This is a genomic window from Erythrobacter litoralis HTCC2594, from assembly GCF_000013005.1.
In the GTDB taxonomy this organism is placed as follows: domain Bacteria; phylum Pseudomonadota; class Alphaproteobacteria; order Sphingomonadales; family Sphingomonadaceae; genus Parerythrobacter; species Parerythrobacter litoralis_A.
Window position 1 is genome coordinate 1,832,044 of record NC_007722.1, and the last position, 20,306, is coordinate 1,852,349.

Here is a 20,306-nt window from a genome sequence, read left to right on the forward strand (position 1 = left end):
CAGCGCGACCGCAAGGCCCCCTATTCGAATACCGATGGATCTGCTCCGCCCTTGGGGTCGGGTCCGAAGCGATTGGCGCCTTCGGTCCCCGGCAATGCCATCAGGACGAGAAAACCGATCGAAACGAGAAAGCCGACGATCGGGATCAGGCTACCGATGATGACAGCCAGGTACCACCAGCCGGATAGATCGCGGTCATGCAGGCGACGCACCGAGACCGCAACGCTGGGGATGAGGACAATAAGCCCCCAGATCAGGATGAGGATGCCAAGGCCCCCGAACATCGCGCCGTATATCGCGAAAGGATCGTCGGGGTCGGCGGCGAGCATGGCCTCGGTCCCGCTCCCGAGGCCGAACATCAGGACCATAAGCACCGCGTAAACGATGACGTTGAGCAGCGCGAACATCCAGAATTCCTTCCGCCGCGAGCGGCCGGAAAAGTCGAAATAGCGCCTGAACGGCAACAGCATCCAATCCATTGGGAAATCCCCCCTTTACGATATCGCACTAAACATGTGCACTTTGTCCGGAAAATGTCGCAAGCGCAAAGAAAAGGGGGCCCGAAAGCCCCCTTCCCGAATACAAAGCTGATCGCGCGGATCAGAACTTGAAGCGAACGACACCGCCGTAAGTGCGCGGCTGGCTCGGGTAGCCGAGCACCGTGCCGGCCTGCGCCACGCCGTCGAAGACGGTCGTGATGAACTGGTCGTTCAGCAGGTTGCGGGCATAGGCACCGACTTCGAGGCCATTGTCCAGCGCCAGCGTCAGCGACGTGTTGACCAGGTTCACTTCGCGGCGGAAGATCTGGGTGTTGCCCAGGGCCGCGTTGAATGTCGGCAGACCGTTGTTGATGTCGGTATTGCTTTCGTGGTTGTAGTCGATGCGACCGATCAGGCGATTGCCCGACACACCGAATTCGTGGGTGTAGGTCGCCGAAGCCGCGATCGCGAATTCGGGGATGCCCGCCGGGGTCTCGCCGGTCAGGTCGCCCAATACGCTACCCGGGAAGCTGTCGAACAGCGGATCGAGGTAGGTCATCGCGAAAGTGAACACCAGCGGATCGGCCGGCTGGATCGTCGAGCTCAGCTCGAAGCCCTTGACCGACTGCTCACCGGCGTTGCGCAGAGCGAAGCCGGTGCCGGTGAAGGCAAGGCTCTGGAACCCTTCGATCGTCTGGTCGAACAGCGCGAGGTTGAAGCTGACACCGTCCAGCTGCGCCTTGAGGCCGATTTCATAGACGGTGGTGTCTTCCGGCCCGGCGAAACGCGAACCGGAGGACAGGTTCGGCAGCGCGAGCCCGGCGTTGATGATCGGCGAATCCGGCGCCGCGAAGGTCGAACCGCGCGGCCCGGCGACGAAGTCCGTGCTGAGCGGACGGCTGTCACGCGACAGGTTGATCGAACTCGCCTTGAAGCCGGTCGCGTAGCTGGCATAGACATTCACTTCCGGAATGATCTGGTAGGCCACGCGCAGCAGGTAGGTGAACTTGTCGTCGTTGGTCTCGCCCGGTTCCACGGCATTCGGCACGTTCAAGAATGGCGGCTGGAACTGGAACGCAGCCAAGCCGAGCAGCGGATTTACGCCCGGATTGGTCGCGGCGGCCAGCAGGCTCTGCTGGACGGGTGCCGGAAGCGCCTGGAACTGCGCACGCGACGTGACGGTCGGAAGGCCGGGATTGGCTGCGGTTGCCTGCGTGATGAAGGCATCGACGAAGTTGACCTGCGCGAGCGGGTCGAAGCTCGTCTGCGACAGCGAGAAGTCCTTGCTGTCGTCGGTGTAGTTACCGCCGACGGTGAAGACGAGGCCGTCGATCGGTTCGAAATCGATCGTACCGAAGATCGAGTATGCCTTGTTGTCGACCGCGAAATTTTCCTGCGTCAGCAGCGGCGTGTTGAAGATGCTCTCCTGCGGGAAGCCGAAGGCAGCTTCCAGCCCGTTGAACAGCGTCGGCTGGCCGGTAATGACCGCAACCGGATTGGCGCCACCGAGGATTTCGAAGAAATCGCGGATCTGGGAGCCGTTCACGATGCGGCTGTCCTGCGTGATGCTTTCGTCGAAGTAGAAGCCGCCGAGCAGGAAGTTGAGCGGGCCGTCGAAGTCCGACGTGATGCGGAATTCCTGCGTGAAGGTGTCGACCGCCTGGTCGCGCACTTCGTTGGCGACATCGAGGCTTGTAAAGTCGATGTCGGACGTGAAGGCGTTGCGCAGTTCGCGATAGGCCGTGATCGAGGTGAAGGTCAGCGGGCCGGTCGAATATTCGATCTGCACCGAGCCGCCGTAGTTTTCGACCTCGTTGGTCGGAACCTGGTTGAGGAAGGCTTCGTATTCGAAGAAATCGCTCGGCAGGCTGAACTGGCCGCCCAGAGCGGTGATCGCGGCAGCGGCCGGACCGGCGACGAGCGTGCCGACCTGGCAGCAGACTTCGTCGATCTTCGAATAATCGGCCATCGCACGGATGGTGAAGTCCGGATTCGGTTCGAACAGCAGCTGGCCGCGCACCGCATAGCGGTTACGATCGTTCTGCTTTTCGTCGAGGTTGACGATGTCGGCATAGCCGTCGCGGCGCTGGTAGCTGCCGTCGAGCGAGAAGGCGACGGTGTCGGTGATCGGGCCGGTAATGTCACCCTTGAGCACGACGGTGTCGAAGTTGCCGTACACCGCTTCCACGCTGCCGCCGAATTCGAACTGCGGCGGGCGGGTGACGACCGAGATCACACCGGCCGACGCGTTTTTGCCGAACAGGGTCGATTGCGGGCCGTTGAGGACCTCGATGCGCTGCACGTTGGGAAGGTCGGACAGGGCTGCGGCCGAACGCGAGCGGAACACGCCGTCGATGAAGACACCGACCGACGGCTCGATACCGAGGTTGTTGTCGCCGTTGCCGAAGCCGCGGATGATGAAGGTGGAGGCCGAGGAGGTCTGCAGCTGGCTTACGCGGAGCGACGGTGTGACCGTCTGCAGGTCGAGCACGTCGCGAATCTGCGCCTGCTCCAGCGTCTCGCCCGAAGTCACGCTGACCGAGATCGGGGTTTCCTGCAGCGTCTGCTCGCGCTTGGTCGCGGTCACGACGATGACGTTGCCGCGGTCCTGCTGTTCGGTTTCGAGCGGCATTTCGTCGGCATCGAGATCGGCCACTTCCTGGTCCTGCGCCAGTGCAGCGCCCGGCACCAGAGCGACGGCGGCAGCGCCGGCCAGCAGGGCAAATCCCTTGCGCGGCGCGCGGCCGCGGAACATCGTGTTAGAAATCATGGAGTTTTTCCTCTTCCTGGCGGCCGCATCGTTCGAGGGGGAGGAGCCACGACCGCTTAGACGCGCGCCAATACTGTTCGCCCGCGCGGCGCTCAAGCATTCACGCGCACGCACGACAGTAATGCTACCCCTTGTTGCAGCGTGGACACAGTTGCCGTTTGCGCCCACTCCGGCTAGAGGCGCGCGCAACCGATGTTGCGGCGCACAAGGCGCCCGCCCCCGACCCAAGAGAAAATCATGTCCGCAGACCTTCGCAACGTGGCGATCATCGCCCACGTCGACCACGGCAAGACCACGCTTGTCGACCAGCTGTTCCGCCAGTCCGGCACTTTCCGCGACAACCAGCGCGTGGAAGAACGCGCGATGGATTCCGGCGACCTGGAAAAAGAGCGCGGGATCACCATCCTCGCCAAATGCACGAGCGTCGAATGGGAGCACGAGGGTAAGACCACGCGAATCAACATCGTCGACACACCGGGTCACGCCGATTTCGGCGCCGAGGTCGAGCGTATCCTCAGCATGGTCGACGGCGTCATCCTGCTGGTCGACAGCGCGGAAGGCGCGATGCCGCAGACCAAGTTCGTCACCGGCAAGGCACTCGCGCTCGGCCTGCGTCCCATCGTCGTCGTCAATAAAATCGACCGCCCCGATGGCCGCCCGCAGGAAGTGCTCGACGAGGTGTTCGACCTTTTCGCAAGCCTCGATGCCAATGACGACCAGCTCGACTTCCCCTCGCTCTTCGCCTCGGGCCGCGATGGTTATGCCAGCGACGACGAAAGCGCGCGCGATGGGTCGCTCGATCCCCTGTTCAAGCTGATCGTCGACCACGTCCCGCCCCCAGGCCTTGACACCTCGGGCAAGTTCAGCTTCCTCGCCACGCTGCTCGACCGCGACAACTTCATGGGCCGCGTGCTCACCGGCCGCGTCCAGTCGGGCACGGTCAGGATCAACGACCCGATCCATGCCATCGACAGCGATGGCAAGGTCGTAGAAACCGGCCGCGCGACCAAGTTGATGAGTTTCGACGGGCTCGAGCGGGTCCCGGTCGAGAGCGCGCAGGCAGGTGACATCATCGCGCTGGCGGGTCTCGAAAAGGCCACCGTTGCCAACACCATCGCCGACCCCTCCGTGACCGAGCCGATCGAAGCGCAGCCGATCGATCCGCCCACGCTCGCCATGCGCTTTGCCGTCAACGACAGCCCGCTGGCAGGCCGCGAGGGCGACAAGGTGACCAGCCGCATGATCCGCGACCGCCTGCTGCGCGAAGCGGAAACCAATGTCGCCATCCGCATCACAGAAAGCGCCGACAAGGACAGTTTCGAAGTCGCCGGGCGCGGCGAATTGCAGCTTGGCGTCCTGATCGAAACCATGCGCCGCGAAGGCTTCGAACTCGGCATCAGCCGCCCGCGCGTGCTGTTCCGCGAGGGCGAGAGTGGCCGCGAGGAACCGTACGAAACCGTCGTCATCGACGTGGACGACGAGCACTCCGGCACGGTCGTCGAGAAGATGCAGCGCCGCAAGGCCGAGCTGGTCGAAATGCGCCCCAGCGGTCAGGGCAAGACCCGCATCACCTTCTCCGCCCCCAGCCGCGGCCTGATCGGCTATCACGGCGAATTCCTCTCCGACACGCGCGGCACCGGGATCATGAACCGCCTGTTCGAGAAATACGGCCCCTACAAGGGCAAGATCGAAGGCCGCCAGAACGGCGTGCTGATCTCCATGGTCGCCGGCGAAGCGGCGGCCTATGCCCTCAACATGCTGGAAGAACGCGGCGAACTGTTTATCGGCGCCAATGCCAAGATCTACGAAGGCATGGTGATCGGCGAGAACGCCAAGCCCGACGACTTGGAAGTCAACCCGATGAAGTCCAAGCAGCTGACCAACTTCCGCAGCACCGGCAAGGACGACGCCATCCGCCTCACCCCGCCCCGCGTGATGACGCTGGAACAGGCGATCGCCTATATCGACGACGATGAAATGGTCGAGGTAACGCCGCAGAGCATCCGGCTGCGGAAAGCGATCCTGGACCCGCACGAGCGGAAACGGGCGAAGCGGGCGGCGGAAGTCGTTTGATGCTTCTTTGAAATATTGTCGCGCTATGTTTAAGTGATTCGGCTTGGCATCCAACCGGATCGGTTTACTTCCTCTGAAGGGACGCGACTTAAAGACAGGGTTGCCTTCACTCTATTCTGGCCTCCCAACAATATATGAGATTGACGATGAGTGAAGAAGCAGCACAAAGCATGAAGTGACTGACGTCACTTGGTTGGCTTTCGGCAAGGTGTCGGCTCCAGTTCGCAACCTGCCGCTGATCTGGTCGAAGGCAACCGAGGTCAGTGATGGCATTGTCAACGCCCGACGGTTGGGAGAGTCCGCACTCAATCCATCTGCAAGAATCCATCTTGGTCCCGCATTAGCGGGAAAGGGCCTACAGGTGAACTAAGGCAAAGCACCCGTCAGCAAAGTCGGCCGTCTTTCAAGCGGATAACTCGGTCACAAAGTTCAAGCGTGCCTGGCCGGTGCGTGATCACGATCAATGTGAGTTCCGGGATCTCTTGCAGAGCGTCCAACAGCCGACGTTCGGTCTGCAAATCGAGTGCGCTGGTAGCTTCATCGAGAATTAGAAGCGACGGACTGCGGTGAATGGCGCGGGCTATGCCGATCCGCTGAATCTGACCGTCGGAAAGATTTGCCCCGCGTTCCCCGGTGTCAGAATCCAGCCCATGCGGCAACAGTTCGACATGATCTCGGACCTGTGCAATCTCGAGTGCCTGCCAAATCTTCGCGTCCTCTGTCGAGCGCGAGCAATCCGGGAAAACGACGTTAGAGCGGATCGTACCATCAATGAGGAAGGCTTTGCGCGGAACGTAGCCGACCGATTGGTGCCAGGAAGCAAGCATGCCATCATCCAAGTCTACACCGTCGATTTGAACGGTCCCGCTGTCGGGCACCACAAGCCCGGCCAGTATGTTCGTCAATGTGCTTTTCCCGGAGCCGGTAGGCCCGGTTATTCCGATACATTCCCCGCGTGTGATCCTCAGGTCGATGTCGAAAACACCGACATTGGAGCAGCCGTACGCAAAGTTCACGGATTCACACGTTATGCAGCCGCGCAAAGATAGTGCAGAGGGCGCAGAAGGCAGTATGATTGGATCGGATCCCAAGAGGTGCTCGATATCCTTTATCACATCCTTATGGCTCCGCATCGCGCTGTAGCCCGCCCAGATTGCTTGCAGTCTCGGCAGCAGTCGCTGGGCCCCTACTGCGAGAACCCCCAGTGTTGGCAGGGCTTGTGAGAAACCTCCATCTGCCTCGGCAAGAGCGATAGTCAAAACAACAAGGATGGCTATTCCAAAAGCTTCAACAAGATAGCGAGGCATGATGGCGATTGCACGCGACTGTTTCACACCATTGCGGTAGGCGAAATCGGAGTTTGAGAAACGATCCGCAAAGTTCGCTTGTTTGCCCGCCAAGACGATGTCGCGATACCCTCCGATCGCCTGTTCCATCAATCTCGTCTTGAGATCGAGATGAGCCGCAATATTCGCGCTCTCGATGGTCCGTCGGCGGCGGGTTGCCATTTCCATCACGAGATATACCAACACGAAAATTGCACCACCGACGATGGTCGCGACAGGCTCGAGATAGACCAGCCCACCTACAATGCAGATCGCCAACAGCCCACCGGTCAGAGCATGCACTACGGGCTGGAGCAACGCGTGAACCAGCTCCTGGATTTTCGCTTGTCCTGCGATCAAATCGCCCACTTTGCGGTCCGAAGATGCAAGGAACGGTGAAAGGATGGCCTTGCGAAACAGCCGATTGGACAGGTCATGTCCGAAACGCGCTATCAGCGCTTGCTGCGCCCAAACGATCAATATCTGAATCATTGCAGAGGCGCTCGCTCCAACGACCAATATGATCGCAGCAGCTGTGACAGGCTCACTGTGGATTAGATTCAACGCATTGTTGATCGCATCGCTACTGGGAAACTGTTCTACCGCAAGAGCAGTTGCCAGAAAGGGCAGTACCGCACCGATAGTCAACAGCTCGAAGATCGCGCCTGCAGACATGAGCACCAAAACGCCTGCCAATTGCAACCTCAACCGACGCGAAATCAGGCCAAACAGTGACTGCAATGCCTAAACCACGAGGATCATCGGTGGGCTGTCAAAGGCTGTTTTCGCCTGATCCGCCGGAACGCCAATTTCGCTGCGCCAGCGATCAGCGGGACAGGATCTTTTAGGTCCTCAGCGAAGGCTCGCATTTTCGGCATACGCAGGAGTAATCTCAACAAATCCCTGCGATTGCGGACATCATTGTTGAAAAGCGACTCCAGACACCCTTGGATGTAGAGCCATTGCACGCCGTCGGAGTAATCATCGGCAACCTCGACCGGTTGTTCGTTGAACGCGGCGTACATAGCGGTGGGAATATCCATGCCGATTGCTGTGGCAAGCGCTGTTGCTCGAACCGGGCGAGGCTCGACCTTCATCAGAAACAGCTCATTGGTGGTCAGGTGCCTGCGGAATTCGATCACGGCAAGACCGGTGTACCGAAATGCCGCGACCAGGGCGCGAGCCTTTTCGACTGCCTCCTCATCATGGACCGTCTGGCACCAAACAACCGAGCCAAGGACATACGGGTGCACATAGGCTCCCGCAAGCTGGTAAGTGGTCAGCCGAAGGCGTTGAACGCAATAAGATAATTCAATCTTCTCGTCGGGCCCTACAAGCATCGTAACCCCGACCGCTGCATCTGCTTGGCCAGGGATGACCTGCTGGATCAAGGGAAAGGCACCGGTTCGTCGCTGGATATCATGGCACATGGCAACCATTGCCTGCTTGTCACGCGGCGCGGGCTTTGTCTGCCGCAGCCCCCCTTCGTCGGCCGGTTCACTCAGGACAGACAAAGTCTTGAGAATGTGATCGAAATTCTCAGTGTCGAGTTCCTCAATGGTGCGGAGCATCTCGGCTTCGGATTTGATCTCCCAGGTTTTCGGTATCGATATGCCAAGTTCCCCGGCAATCCGAGACGCTTCCCTGCGGTCCATCATCCTTCTGACGATGTCCCATCCCGGAAGCGGGATATTGAAGTGACGGCTAAGACTCTCTCGGTTCTGGCTTACAAGCGCAATATACTCGTCGTTGCTGGCGACAAGAAAGATGTTCGGACCGTGCTCAAGACCGAACTTTTCCAACGCTTCAAGCTGGCCCATTTCATCGTTCGGAAGCTGGAAAAAACCTGCCAGAAAGCGTGAACGCCGTTTCTCCTTCCGATCGACGTGCGCCGCATAAACATTCATACCGCCTTGGTGGAGCGACCTCAGAAACGGCTCCTGCCGAGGGTGTCCAAGGCCAAGAATAAGCACTGTCTTGGTCGCAGGCGATTTCATGAAGAACACCGGTTGTTGCTGAAAAATCGATGAAGCAACAGCGTAGGCACTCGATATGCTGATCGTCAAATTTTTGGTGAAACCAAGCATACGCCGATGCGAGGGAAGATGCGCGCGACTAGATAAGCGTGATTGGCCAGAGAGTTCGGCACCAACGCGTAATCGCTCGGTGGTCTGACCCGCAGCGGAGTTCCCCCATCGCACTGCTGGTCACGGTACCGCCCACCTGTTATCCGCGCTCTCCATGACTGAAGGCACCATGCAAACCGGCACACTCGTCTCGCTCGCGCTCTATTTCATCCTGATGCTCGCCATCGGGCTCTATGCCTGGCGCAAATCGACCTCCGACAGCGCGGGCTATCTGCTCGCGGGGCGCAATTTGCCGCCGTCGGTGGCGGCGCTTTCTGCCGGGGCGTCGGACATGTCGGGCTGGTTGCTGTTAGGGCTGCCGGGGGCGCTTTATGCCAGCGGGCTGGTCGAGGCGTGGATCGGGATCGGGCTGTTCGTCGGCGCGGTCGCCAACTGGATCGTGGTCGCCCCGCGCCTGCGCCAGCAGACCGAGGAGCTGGGCAATGCGCTCACCATCCCAGAATTCCTCGCCAACCGCTTTCCCAGCCAGGCCGTCGCGCTGCGCGTGACGAGCGCGGTGATCATCGTGCTGTTCTTCACCGTCTATACCGCCGCGGGCCTGGTCGGCGGGGGCAAGTTGTTCGAGACCGCCTTTGCCGGCATGCTGCCCGGTATGGGCATGAGCGATTATATGCTCGGCATCTGGATCACGGCGGGCGTGGTGCTGGCCTACACGATGATCGGCGGTTTCCTGGCCGTAAGCCTGACCGACTTCGTGCAGGGCTGCATCATGGTGGTCGCGCTGGTGCTGATGCCGCTGGTGGTGCTGACCGGCGGGGTGGATCTTGGCTCCGCCTCCGAAGCGGCGGCAGCGGCGGGCAACAGCGATTACCTCGCGCTGTTCGGCGGGCTGACCGCGATCGGCTGGCTCAGCGCCGTGACCTGGGGCCTCGGCTATTTCGGGCAACCGCATATCATCGTGCGATTCATGGCCATCCGCAGCATCCCCGAGGTCAAGACCGCGCGCAACATCGGGCTCACATGGATGGGTGTCGCGCTGATCGGGGCGATCGGCGTCGGGATAGCCGGGCGCGCCTATGCCGAGGCAAATGGCGTAGCAGTGGAGGATCCCGAAACGATCTTCATCGTCCTTGCCACGCTGCTGTTCCACCCGCTGATCACCGGCTTCCTGCTGGCCGCATTGCTGGCGGCGATCATGAGCACGATCAGTTCGCAATTGCTGGTCAGTTCCAGCAGCCTGACCGAGGACTTCTATCGCCTGTTCCTGCGCAAACACGCGAGCGAGCGAGAGGCCGTCAATGTCGGGCGTGTCTGCGTGTTGCTGGTGGCGCTGGCGGCAATCGTGATCGCGCGCGATCCGGAGAGCCAGGTGCTCGGCCTCGTCGCCAACGCCTGGGCCGGGTTTGGCGCTGCGTTCGGCCCGCTGATCCTGTTTGCGCTGACATGGGACCGGATGACCGGCGCGGGCGCGGTGGCGGGCCTGGTGACGGGCGCGGTCGTCGTGGTCGCATGGATCGCGCTGGGCTGGAACGGCGCGTTTCTGGGCGGACCGGGGGTCTACGAGATCATCCCCGGCTTCATCGCGGCGAGCCTGGCCATCTGGCTTGTTTCGAAGGCGACGGCGCGCGGCGAGGAGCCGGTGGCGCAGGCGGGCTGATCCCGCCCGTTTCGCACTCACCGCCCGCTGGGCTAGGGTCGGGTCTCGAGAGCTCGAGGAGGAGACGATCATGGCAAAAGTGACCGGACTGGGCGGCGTTTTCTACGTCGTGAAGGATCCGGCGGCGACGCGGGCATGGTATCGCGAGACGCTGGGCATCGACGGCGAATACGGGCCGCAGCTCGACTGGTCGGAAGAGACGGGCGACAAGCCCTATTCGCTGATCAGCCACTTCGCAGACGACGAATACGTCAAGCCCGGCAGGGGCGGCTTCATGATTAACCTGCGCGTCGACAATGTCGACGGCATGGTCGAGCACCTCAAGGCCAAGGGCATCGACATCCTCGGCCATGTCGACGAAGGCTATGGCAAGTTCGCCTGGCTGCTCGATCCCGACGGCATCAAGATCGAGCTGTGGCAGCAGGTCGAAGCGCCGGAATAGCGCGCCCTAGCCCGCCATTTCGGCAGCGAAATTGGGCTGGCCGTTCGATGCGGTGACCCCGCCGTCGACTGCGAGGTTTACGCCGGTGACGAAACGGGCCTCGTCGGACGAGAGGAACAGCGTCGGCCCGGCAATGTCCTCCGGCTCGGCCACGCGGCCCAACGGCATGCGCCTGAGCGCAGCTTTCACCAGCGCGTCGTTCTCGGTGATGGCATCGGTCATGTCGGAGCGGGTAATGCTGGGGTTGATCGCATTGACGCGGATGCCCTTGCGGCCAAGCTGCAGGGCAAGGCTGCGGGTAAGGTTGGTCACAGCCCCCTTCGACGCATTATAGACCGGCAGGTCCCAATCGCCGCCCAGCCCGGACACGCTCGAAATGTTGGTGATCGATCCCTTGGTCTTTTCCAGCTCCGGGATCGCTTCGCGGCTCAGGTAAAGCACGCCCTTGACGTTGATATCGATCACCCGATCGATCTGCTTGTCGGGCGTATCCTTGAGCGGCCCCGAATAGGCCACGCCGGCATTGTTGATGAGCACGTCGAGCCTGCCGAAGCGCTCGACCGTTCTGGCGACGATCTCCTTTGCAAACTCAGGCTCGGACACGTCGCCCTCGACAATCAAGGTCCGCTCCGCATCGAGCGTTTCGGCAACCTTCTCGCAATCGGCACGATTGCGGCTGTTGAGGACGACATTGGCGCCTTCTGCCGCGAACGCGCGGGCGATGCCCTCGCCTATGCCGCTGGAGGAGCCGGTGACGATGATGGTCTTGCCAGTGAAACGCTGCATGCTGTGTCTCCCGTTCATGCTTTGCCTTCCAACGGTCGACACCCACTTTCTTTCCGGCGCATCCTCGCGGGCACTTAGGACTGTGTTAACCAAGACTTGCGATTATCGGGCCATGCGGATCGGGATCGCCCTCCTCCTCGGCCTTGCGCTGGGTGCCTGCAACGTGCTGCCCGACAGCAGCGGTAAGCAGGCCTCGTCGCGTGCGCCCGACCGCGCCGTGGTCGTCAGTCCCGGAGGGCAGCAGTGCCTTACCAAGCTCGGCTCGACCGGCTCTCGGTTCTCCCCCCTGCCCGACCGCTATTTCGGGGCCGGCTGTTCGCAGCTCAACACTGTCAATATCGAGACGCTGCAGGGCGACCGCGAGCCGCTGAGTATTGCCAATCTCGGGCCGGTGACGTGTCCGACAGCCGAGGCACTCTCAGGCTGGGCGCGCTACGGCGTGGACCGTGCGGCACGACAAATCCTCGGCAGCCCGCTCCGCCGGATCGAAACCATGGGCAGCTATGCCTGCCGCAACGTGGCGGGCACCGCGCGCCGATCGGCCCATTCGCGGGCAGAGGCGGTGGATGTGGCAGCGTTCGTGCTGGAAGATGGCCGCCGCATCAGCGTTCTGGGCGACTGGAATGATGGCACCCGCGAAGAGCGCGAGTTCCTGCGCGTGGTGCAGCGGAGTGCCTGCAAAAGGTTCGGGACCGTTCTGGGTCCCGATTACAATTCGGCGCACCGCGACCATCTGCACCTCGAATGGGGTAGCTCGAAATTCTGCCGTTAGGGGCCGCTGCGAAGAGCGGCACGCATGATCGCTAGCTTGCCAAGCTGCGACGGAGTTCGGACTCCGCCCCCCCACTCTCCAAGGAATGCTCGATCTGGGCTTCCAGCCTGAGTCGCACAGCCTCGGCAGCATGGCGGGCCCCGAGCTTGGTCATCATGTTGGCGCGATGGATTTCGACCGTCCGCGGACTGATATCGAGTTCGCGCGCAATGGCCTTGTTGCTGCTGCCCTCCGTCAGCCATTCGAGCACTTCGCGCTCGCGGTTGGACAGGGTCTCGATCCGCTTGCGGGCCTCGAGCATCCGCCGCCGAATCGCGGCTTGGTGCACGGCTTCGCTGCCGGTCCGTCGCAGCATCGCAGCAAAGCGGTTGGCCTCGATCGGCAAGGTCACGTAATCGAGCGCCCCCGCCTTTATCGCCGCTACGATACGCGCAGTCGTTGGCTGGCTATCCGCGGCGATGACGGGCAGCCAGACGCCGTGATCGGTCATCTGCTCGATCGTTTCCGTTACGCTGACATGCCGAGGGTCGTCGCGCGCGATGATCAGACCTTCGCGGGGATGATGTTCGAACAGTTCGGGAAGCGAGCCGTAGACCTCGGCATGGTGGCCAAGGGCAAAGCCTGTCCGCGCCAATTCGGCTCGGCTGCGGGTGTCGCTATCGATGATGTGAAGGGTAAGGCGGTGTTCCATGCCTGGAACGATGGAGCGCAACCGGCGCCTCAAAAATTCGCAATACGCCGATACTGGATGCAATCGGACAAATCGAATTCGGGAATTGCGAAGACTCATCCCGATGAAAACTGTCCGAAATGGAGCTTTTCTAGGGGAATTACCGCACCGCAATCGCTGCTAGAGGAAATTCTCTACGCAGATGTACTTATTTCCTTATCCGGTAATCCGGCAGCGAATGAAACGCTGTGCGCAGAGCATCGCCCCAACTCGACGAAATCTCTTGGAAATAGGGGTCTTCCGAGGTGATGCGGTTGGTATGCGAGGGCGTGAAACCATCGCGTTCTATTACCATCAGGTCCAGCGGCATTCCGACCGAAAGATTGGCCTTCAGCGTGGAATCGAACGACACCATCAGCAGCTTGACCGCATCTTCGAAGCTCATCTCCCGATCATAGCCGCGCAGGATGATCGGGCGACCATACTTGAGCTCGCCGATCTGGAAGAAAGGCGTGTCGCTGCTCGCTTCGATGAAATTGCCTTCCGGGTAGATCAGGAAAAGGCGAGGCTCCATGCCGGCGATCTGGCCCGCGAGAATGATCGACGCCGTGAAGCGATTGCGACCGCTTCTGCCATTCGCATCCTGCTGGGTTGCTATCGTTTCGCGAAGCAGTTTGCCGATCTCGGTTGCGACGGTGAACATGGTCGGCATGCCGAGGAGCGAATTTTCGCGCTCGCCGGGTGCCTTGGTCCGCTCTTCCAGCTGGCTCACCACGGCTTGCGTCGTCGCCAGATTACCGGCCGACATCACCGTGATGATCCGCTCACCCGGCACCGCCCAGTGGAACATCTTGCGGAAGGAGGAAATGTTGTCGACGCCCGAATTCGTGCGGGTGTCGCTCATCAACACCAGCCCTTTTTCCAGCACCATGCCGACGCAATAAGTCATGCTATACGCTCCGAAACTCGCGCCTCGCTTAGCGTGCTATTGCTCGGTTGTCTGCTGTTCGACGGCCACATCCACAGACATGCCGTCGCTCTGGCCGCCCAGGCTCATTCCGGTGATCGGGGCCGCGTCGCGATAGTCGCGGCCGGTGGCGACCCGGATATATTTCGGATCGGGGCTGATGCCGTTGGAGATATCGAAGCCTACCCATCCCAATTCCTCGATATATGCCTCGGCCCACGCATGGGTCGCATCCTGGTCGACGCGGTCGGTCATCATCAGATAGCCGCTCACATAGCGCGCCGGTATGTCGACCTCGCGTGCGGCCCCGATAAAGATATGCGCGTGGTCCTGGCATACGCCCTGGGCCCGTTCGACCGCTTCCTCCGCTGTGGTGCCGACGCCGGTCGAACCGATCGTGTAGTCGACTTCGTCCCTGATCGCATCGGACAGGCGGTGCAGAAAATCGAGTTTGTTCTCGCCCGAATGATCGATGTCGCGCAGAAAGGCTCGCAGCTTTGGACCCGGGCGGGTAAGCCGCGTCTGCCCCATGAAGCACCACAGCGGCAGATGTCCTGAATGCTTGCCGATCACGCCCAGCTTGTCGTCGGTTTCGACCGTGCCGATACATTCGACTGCGACATGCTTGGCGTCGGGCTGCACCGATATCAGCGTTACTGTGTTGCTGTGCTGATCCTCGTATTCGAGTTCCTGCGACGCATTTTCGAACCGCATCGTCCAGTCGAGCACTTCCTGCCCCTGCGTCGACTTGGGCGTCAATCGCAGGCGCTGCAGCCCGTGTACCGGCGGTTCGGTAAAGGTGTAGTTGGTGGTATGGCGTACTGAAAGGCGCATCAGGCGTGGAACCGATAATCTTCGCCGATTGCTTCGGCGATCTTGGCGTTGGCGCTCATGAAATCGAGCAGGAATTGGTGGAGGCCCTGGTCGAAGATATCTTCGACCGACAAATCGGCGAGGCGCATGTCGGCCTCACGCATCAGTTCGTTGGATGTGCCTTCGTGCTCGTGAAAGCGCGCCAGGCATCGCAGTTCTTCGCGCAGTTCGCTGTGGCAGAACGCGAGGCTGCGCGGAAAGCGGTTATCCAATACGAGAAAATCGACGATGCCGCGCGCATCGATCTGTCCCGCATGCAGCCAGCGAAAGGCGCGGTCGCCGGAGACCGAGCGCAGCACGCTTTCCCACTGACCGGTGTCGAGGCTCGAGCCGACATACGAAAGCGAGGGTAGCAACAGGTAATATTTTATGTCGAGAATACGTGCGGTGCTGTCCGCGCGCTCGATAAAGGTCCCGGCGCGAGCAAAATGATAGCCCGCATCGCGTAATTTGGAGACCTCCATCGCACCATGGATTTGCGTACCGGCCCGGCGGATGGCCGTGATGACATCGCCGATTGCGCGCTGACCGACAGGTTTCGCCAGCATCTCCTTCATCAGCATCCAGCTATCATTGATCGCATCCCACAGGTCACTGCTGATCGCGATGCGCGCCGTCCGGGCATTGCTGCGAAGACCGTCGAACATGTCCATCACGTCCATCGGGTTGTGCTTGTCGCGCAAGATGAAGTTCCAGGCTTGGATGCCGGTATAGGTGCCATGATGCTCTTCGAAAGCGGAACGGCGCCCCGCCGTCTCGATAACCGATCGCCATTCCCCTTCGGCAGTGGCGAGATCGCGGGTCAGTGCCATCCGTATCCCGGCATCCAGCAGCCGCGCAGTGTTCTCCGCCCGCTCGAGATAGCGGAACGTCCAGAACAGGCTGTTGGCTGTCCGGCCTAGCATGGCGGGGCCACCGTCATTCTTTGAGCACCCAAGTATCCTTGGTTCCGCCGCCCTGGCTGGAATTCACCACCAGCGAGCCTTCCTTGAGCGCAACCCGCGTCAGGCCGCCTGGGGTGATGTCGATCCCATCGGGATTGACCAGCACGAAGGGCCGCAGATCGACGTGACGCGGCGCGAGCCCCTTTTTGGTGAAGATCGGGCATGTCGAAAGCGACAGGGTCGGCTGCGCGATGTAGTTCTCCGGCCTCGCTTCCAGCTTGGTCCGAAACTCCCTGATTTCCTTTTTGGAAGCCGTCGGGCCGATCAGCATCCCATAGCCGCCCGATCCGTGAACCTCCTTCACCACAAGGTCGTCGAGATTGTCGAGGACGTACTTCAGGCTTTCCGGATCGGCGCAGCGCCAGGTCTCGACATTGGGTAGCAGCGGCTTCTCGCCAGTGTAGAATTCGACGATCTCGGGCATGAAGGAATAGATCGCCTTGTCGTCGCAAATTCCCGTGCCCGGCGCGTTGGCGATGGTTATACGCCCTGCGCGATAGACATCCATAATGCCCGGCACGCCGAGCATGCTGTCCGGGTTGAAGGTAAGGGGATCGAGATAGTCATCGTCGACACGGCGATAAAGAACATCGACCGGCCGGTAGCCCGTGGTGCAGCGCATTTGCACCCTACCGTCGATCACTCGCAGATCGCTGCCCTCGACCAGTTCCGCACCCATCTGGTCGGCAAGAAACGCATGTTCGAAATATGCGCTGTTGTAGATGCCGGGCGTGAGGACCGCGACGGTCGGCTTGCCGGATGTCCCCTCCGGCGCACAAGCCGCAAGGCTGCGCGCAAGGCGGCGCGGATAGGTGGAGACACTCTCGACCGGAACCTGCGTAAACAGTTCCGGGAACATCGCCATCATCGTCTCGCGGTTCTCCAGCATGTAGGAGACGCCGGAGGGCGTGCGGGCATTGTCTTCCAGCACGAAAAATTCGTCCGGCCCGGTGCGGACAAGGTCGATGCCGACAATATGCGTGTAAACGCCGCCCGGGGGCGTGCAGCCTACCATCTCGGGCAGCCAAGCCTCGTTGTTGCGAAACAGGCGTTCGGGGATGCGCCCGGCGCGGATGATTTCCTGCCGGTGATAAAGGTCGTGAAGGAAGGCGTTGAGCGCACTGACGCGTTGTTCGATCCCGCGGCTCAATCGTCGCCATTCGGGCGAGGTAATGATTCTCGGGACCATATCGAACGGGATCAGCCGTTCCTCGGCCTCGTCTTCACCATAGACGTTGAAGGTAATGCCGGTACGGCGAAACGCGGTTTCCGCATCATCGTGCTTGCGCAGAAGCCATTTGGTGTCCTGTGCCTGAAACCACGCGTCATAGTCGCGGTAGGCGTCACGGATCTCTCCGTCTGCCTCGCTGCGTTCATCGAAATTCTGGCCCGGTCCGGACATTCAATCCCCGTTCGTCGAGCGGAGGATAGCGGACCGCTCTATGGACTCAAGGAACTAATCGCGTTCCAGTTCCCGAGCGACGGCAGCAATCGACTCTTCCGAATAGGCAAAACCGAGATGGCCGCAGCGCAGCGGGATGGCCAGATCGCGCTCTCCCGGCTTGCCGCATGCGGCGCGCGGATGGATAATTCCGTCGTTCGGGCTCCACAGGGCGACGGTGCGCACAGGCGGTTTTTCCGCGATCACGCCGCCCACCGGCGGCTGGTCGACCCGGTGCCCGGCGACGAACTGGTAAATCCGCCACGCGTTGTTGGCGCGGGGCGAATAGGAAAAGGGCGTCCCCATGGTGATGACCTGCGCCACGACCGAAGGGTGTTTCTTGGCCAGCTCGCGCGCGAACAGGCCGCCGAGGCTCCAACCGACCATATGGATTTTCTGCCCGGAACGACGGCGGAGATCGAGTAGCCTGCGCTCCAATTGCGCGAAATTCTCTTCCGTCGGCCCCCAATTGAACCCCAGTCCCCAGCGCTTGACCGTATGGCCCGCTCTCTCGAGCGTCCCGGCGAAATAGCGCATGCGCACCGGATGAGTGGCAAAGCCGGGCAGGACCATGACGGTCTTGGGGTTGGCCGATTGCGCGAGCGCGAATGGCTTGCGCCACTGCCGCACGGGCCTGCGCACGGGCTCGAGCATCCAGAGCGCCTCGCGCAACAGATGCCCCCGTTTCGGCCCATCGACAACTTCGGGGTTATCCTCGCGGGCCAGTTCCAGACGACGTGTCAGTTCACCCGCCTTGAAAGGAAGGCGAAGGTTTTCGCGAAGGGGAGCGCGCGTTGCCATAGAACTGTCACATAATGCCCACGGCACTATGAATGCTGCGCTAACGCTGCGGTTCCGCCTTATTCGGCAGCGGTCGCCTCCGCATCGGCGAGGTCTTGGCCCGAACATTCGCCGATCCGTGCAGATTTGATCGCCATGCGCATTTCCATTTTTCCGCCCGGGATCATGCGATTGTTGGCTTCCATGTCCATCGTCAGGTCGAAACCTTCGGCTGTGGTCGTGCCCGCCATGGCGATTTCGGCGGACACCCCCATCGGACCGCTGCATCCGAGTTCCGCATCGAGGCGTGGCGGGTCGGCGTCGAAACGCGAGAAAGTGCAGCTCATGTTGTTGGCCGCTTCGCCGATTTCGCGCAGCATGTCTTCATAGCCCTTCGCCGCTTCCGCTTCGGTCAGGCAATAGGGCTGCGCTTCGTCCGACAGGCCCGACATCTGCATACGCATCCGGTCAGCCTGTTCGGGCGCGAGACCGGGAACGCTGAATTCAACCAGGTCGGTCGTGGTGGTGTAGAGCCCTGCGCGCGGCCGCTCCAGCTCTCGCGCTTCGCTCAGCACGGCCTCGTCGGTCAGCGGCTGCTCCTCGCCGCAGCCGGCAAGGAGCGCCGCACAACCGCCGAGCGCCGCGGCGGACGCCAGTGCTCGGGTCAGGAACATTCCCCGATCTTCCGCGACTTCATATTGACCTTCATTTTCATCGAGCCGCCGGGAATGTCCTCGGAAGTCTGGTCGAACTCCATGGTCATGTCGCTGGTGGTCGGCGAAACCGTGCCGGTCATCGCTATATTGCCGACATTGCCCGCGCCGTCGTCGCACTTCATCTGGCTGTCGATCGTATTGCCGGACACGTCGAATCGCTCGAAGGTGCAATCATCCTTGCTTTCGCCGCTCTGCATTTCGCGGATCGCCTCTTCGAAACCCTTCTCGGCTTCCTCCTCGGTCAGGCAGTATTTGGTGGCCTGGGTCATGCCGGCTTCCATCATACCGCGGACCATCTGCGCTTCCTGCTCGCCCATGCCGGGCACTTCGAAAGTGATGAGTTCGGTAGTGGTTTCGTATTCCCCCGGTTCCGGCTTTTCCATCGAAGCGGCGGCATCGGCCATGTCTTCGACGCTCTCCGGCGCGCTGCTGTCGCTGCATGCTGAAAGTGTCAGGCCGAGTGCAGCACCCACCACAATAATCGAACGCATCGTCTTCTCCCCAATCAATCCGTGAGAGAGGATAACCAATTCTGGCGACACGGGAACCCCTTAGGGCGGCATAGTCGGCAATTTGCAGACCTAGTCGAGCGGCCCGGCGAAATCGGCGTCAACGTAGTGCAGGAAGAGATAGCGCGCGGTTTCCCCGGCTGGCAGCGGGAGGCGGGCATGCTCCATCTCGCGCCCCTTGAAGGCGACGCCGCCCGCGACAGGTTGCTCGATGCGTAGCTCCCCGGTTGTCCCCGGGTGCAGGATGATCGGCCATGCGGCGGGTTCGCGCGGCTCGTCGGAGAAATGCTCGATCAGCAAGCTCACGGTGATTTCGCACTGTTCGCGGTCGGTGTGCGGCGGCAGATCATTGCCGCCGTGATACTGGACGGCAAAGGCGTAGGATGGTTGCAGGTCCTGCTCGAACAATTCCGAAATGCGGGGGCAGAGCTCGCGCATGATGGCGACGCCGACCGGATCGCCATGGATCCCTCGGCGGCCCTCCCGCCCCTGTTCGAAGCGGCTCCATTCGTCGTCATGCAGGAGCCCGTACCAGTCGCGCACCAGGTTGAGGTTTTCGGACTGAAGGATGGGGGGTACCTCGACGAAAGCCTGATGCCGCAGCTCTGCAAGGGATTCGGGCCACGACAGATCGCAGATCGGCTCCGCCTCGACCAAGGGAGCAAGGCTTGGCATCAGCCGGGCAGCGAGTTTCATCCCGTCGCCGAGTTCTGGCGTCGCCTGCTCATGCAAGGGCGACCACTCCGCCTCGGTCACCAACAGGCCCGACGCGAGCCAACGCGCGATCGTCGCCGGATCCGCCGGATGCGCCGGTGGAGCACCGCCCTGCATCCAGCCGAGCATGGCATCGAAGCACGCACGATCGTCTTTCTCGAAGAATTCGACCGCAAGCAGTGAACGGCCTCGCGCGAATGACCGTAGACGCAATACCCTGCCCTCTTCGCGCAGGTCGAGCCGCCAGATCGTCAGGGGATTGAGACGCGTTCCCATGAATGTTGCCTAGCGCGTCACTTTC

19 protein-coding genes are annotated in these 20,306 nt (G+C 61.4%); 5 read left to right on the forward strand and 14 right to left on the reverse strand.

The window, feature by feature from the left end; genetic code table 11:
* Window positions 1-20: 20 nt before the first annotated feature.
* Together EL2594_RS08900 and EL2594_RS08905 are read right to left on the reverse strand one after the other, a co-directional pair.
* Window positions 21-479: a DUF805 domain-containing protein gene (locus EL2594_RS08900; RefSeq protein WP_011414724.1), complete on the reverse strand. Its 459-nt coding sequence runs from the start codon at window positions 477-479 to the stop codon at window positions 21-23.
* A 121-nt stretch (window positions 480-600) separates the two neighbouring features.
* Complete coding sequence (locus tag EL2594_RS08905; protein WP_233994256.1) at window positions 601-3,249, reverse strand: TonB-dependent receptor; 2,649 nt, start codon at window positions 3,247-3,249, stop codon at window positions 601-603.
* Window positions 3,250-3,486: 237 nt separating this feature from the next.
* On the opposite strand from EL2594_RS08905, the gene typA reads away from it, so the two are divergent.
* Window positions 3,487-5,322, forward strand: a complete 1,836-nt coding sequence (typA, locus tag EL2594_RS08910) for a translational GTPase TypA (protein WP_011414726.1) — start codon at window positions 3,487-3,489, stop codon at window positions 5,320-5,322.
* 175 nt (window positions 5,323-5,497) lie between these two features.
* Complete coding sequence (locus EL2594_RS15345) at window positions 5,498-5,692, forward strand: hypothetical protein (RefSeq protein WP_155806023.1); 195 nt, start codon at window positions 5,498-5,500, stop codon at window positions 5,690-5,692.
* A gap of 13 nt (window positions 5,693-5,705) precedes the next feature.
* On the opposite strand, the gene EL2594_RS08915 is transcribed toward EL2594_RS15345, so the two are convergent.
* Both EL2594_RS08915 and EL2594_RS08920 read right to left on the reverse strand, forming a co-directional pair.
* Complete coding sequence (locus EL2594_RS08915; RefSeq protein ID WP_011414727.1) at window positions 5,706-7,388, reverse strand: ABC transporter ATP-binding protein; 1,683 nt, start codon at window positions 7,386-7,388, stop codon at window positions 5,706-5,708.
* A 17-nt stretch (window positions 7,389-7,405) separates the two neighbouring features.
* Window positions 7,406-8,734 (reverse strand): hypothetical protein, encoded by a 1,329-nt coding sequence (locus EL2594_RS08920; protein ID WP_011414728.1) that lies wholly within the window; start codon window positions 8,732-8,734, stop codon window positions 7,406-7,408.
* Between the two features lie 169 nt (window positions 8,735-8,903).
* Here EL2594_RS08920 and putP point away from each other — a divergent pair, with 169 nt between their 5' ends.
* Window positions 8,904-10,391: a sodium/proline symporter PutP gene (gene putP / locus EL2594_RS08925; RefSeq protein WP_041685908.1), complete on the forward strand. Its 1,488-nt coding sequence runs from the start codon at window positions 8,904-8,906 to the stop codon at window positions 10,389-10,391.
* A gap of 70 nt (window positions 10,392-10,461) precedes the next feature.
* Entirely contained in the window at window positions 10,462-10,833 is a 372-nt protein-coding gene (locus EL2594_RS08930; RefSeq protein WP_011414730.1) for a VOC family protein, read from the forward strand.
* A gap of 6 nt (window positions 10,834-10,839) precedes the next feature.
* On the opposite strand, the gene EL2594_RS08935 is transcribed toward EL2594_RS08930, so the two are convergent.
* Complete coding sequence (locus tag EL2594_RS08935) at window positions 10,840-11,619, reverse strand: SDR family NAD(P)-dependent oxidoreductase (protein ID WP_011414731.1); 780 nt, start codon at window positions 11,617-11,619, stop codon at window positions 10,840-10,842.
* Window positions 11,620-11,731: 112 nt separating this feature from the next.
* Between EL2594_RS08935 and EL2594_RS08940 the strand changes: the two genes are divergently transcribed.
* Complete coding sequence (locus EL2594_RS08940; protein WP_011414732.1) at window positions 11,732-12,391, forward strand: extensin family protein; 660 nt, start codon at window positions 11,732-11,734, stop codon at window positions 12,389-12,391.
* Window positions 12,392-12,422: 31 nt separating this feature from the next.
* On the opposite strand, the gene EL2594_RS08945 is transcribed toward EL2594_RS08940, so the two are convergent.
* From EL2594_RS08945 to EL2594_RS08985, 9 genes are all read right to left on the reverse strand, one after another.
* The gene (locus EL2594_RS08945) at window positions 12,423-13,082 is read right to left on the reverse strand and encodes a response regulator transcription factor (protein ID WP_011414733.1); all 660 of its coding nucleotides are present in this window, start codon (window positions 13,080-13,082) and stop codon (window positions 12,423-12,425) included.
* Between the two features lie 187 nt (window positions 13,083-13,269).
* The gene (locus EL2594_RS08950) at window positions 13,270-14,010 is read right to left on the reverse strand and encodes a proteasome-type protease (protein ID WP_011414734.1); all 741 of its coding nucleotides are present in this window, start codon (window positions 14,008-14,010) and stop codon (window positions 13,270-13,272) included.
* A gap of 36 nt (window positions 14,011-14,046) precedes the next feature.
* The gene (locus EL2594_RS08955; protein ID WP_011414735.1) at window positions 14,047-14,862 is read right to left on the reverse strand and encodes a transglutaminase family protein; all 816 of its coding nucleotides are present in this window, start codon (window positions 14,860-14,862) and stop codon (window positions 14,047-14,049) included.
* Window positions 14,862-15,806 (reverse strand): alpha-E domain-containing protein, encoded by a 945-nt coding sequence (locus tag EL2594_RS08960; protein WP_011414736.1) that lies wholly within the window; start codon window positions 15,804-15,806, stop codon window positions 14,862-14,864. The genes EL2594_RS08955 and EL2594_RS08960 overlap by 1 nt, the downstream gene beginning before the upstream one ends.
* Window positions 15,807-15,819: 13 nt before the next feature.
* Window positions 15,820-17,247 (reverse strand): circularly permuted type 2 ATP-grasp protein, encoded by a 1,428-nt coding sequence (locus EL2594_RS08965; protein WP_011414737.1) that lies wholly within the window; start codon window positions 17,245-17,247, stop codon window positions 15,820-15,822.
* Window positions 17,248-17,301: 54 nt separating this feature from the next.
* A complete protein-coding gene (locus EL2594_RS08970; RefSeq protein ID WP_011414738.1) occupies window positions 17,302-18,087 on the reverse strand; it encodes an alpha/beta fold hydrolase in 786 nt (261 codons plus the stop codon).
* Between the two features lie 59 nt (window positions 18,088-18,146).
* A complete protein-coding gene (locus EL2594_RS08975; RefSeq protein ID WP_011414739.1) occupies window positions 18,147-18,740 on the reverse strand; it encodes a DUF3617 domain-containing protein in 594 nt (197 codons plus the stop codon).
* Entirely contained in the window at window positions 18,731-19,273 is a 543-nt protein-coding gene (locus EL2594_RS08980; RefSeq protein WP_011414740.1) for a DUF3617 domain-containing protein, read from the reverse strand. The genes EL2594_RS08975 and EL2594_RS08980 overlap by 10 nt, the downstream gene beginning before the upstream one ends.
* A gap of 90 nt (window positions 19,274-19,363) precedes the next feature.
* A complete protein-coding gene (locus tag EL2594_RS08985; protein ID WP_011414741.1) occupies window positions 19,364-20,281 on the reverse strand; it encodes a hypothetical protein in 918 nt (305 codons plus the stop codon).
* Between the last annotated feature and the right edge of the window lie 25 nt (window positions 20,282-20,306).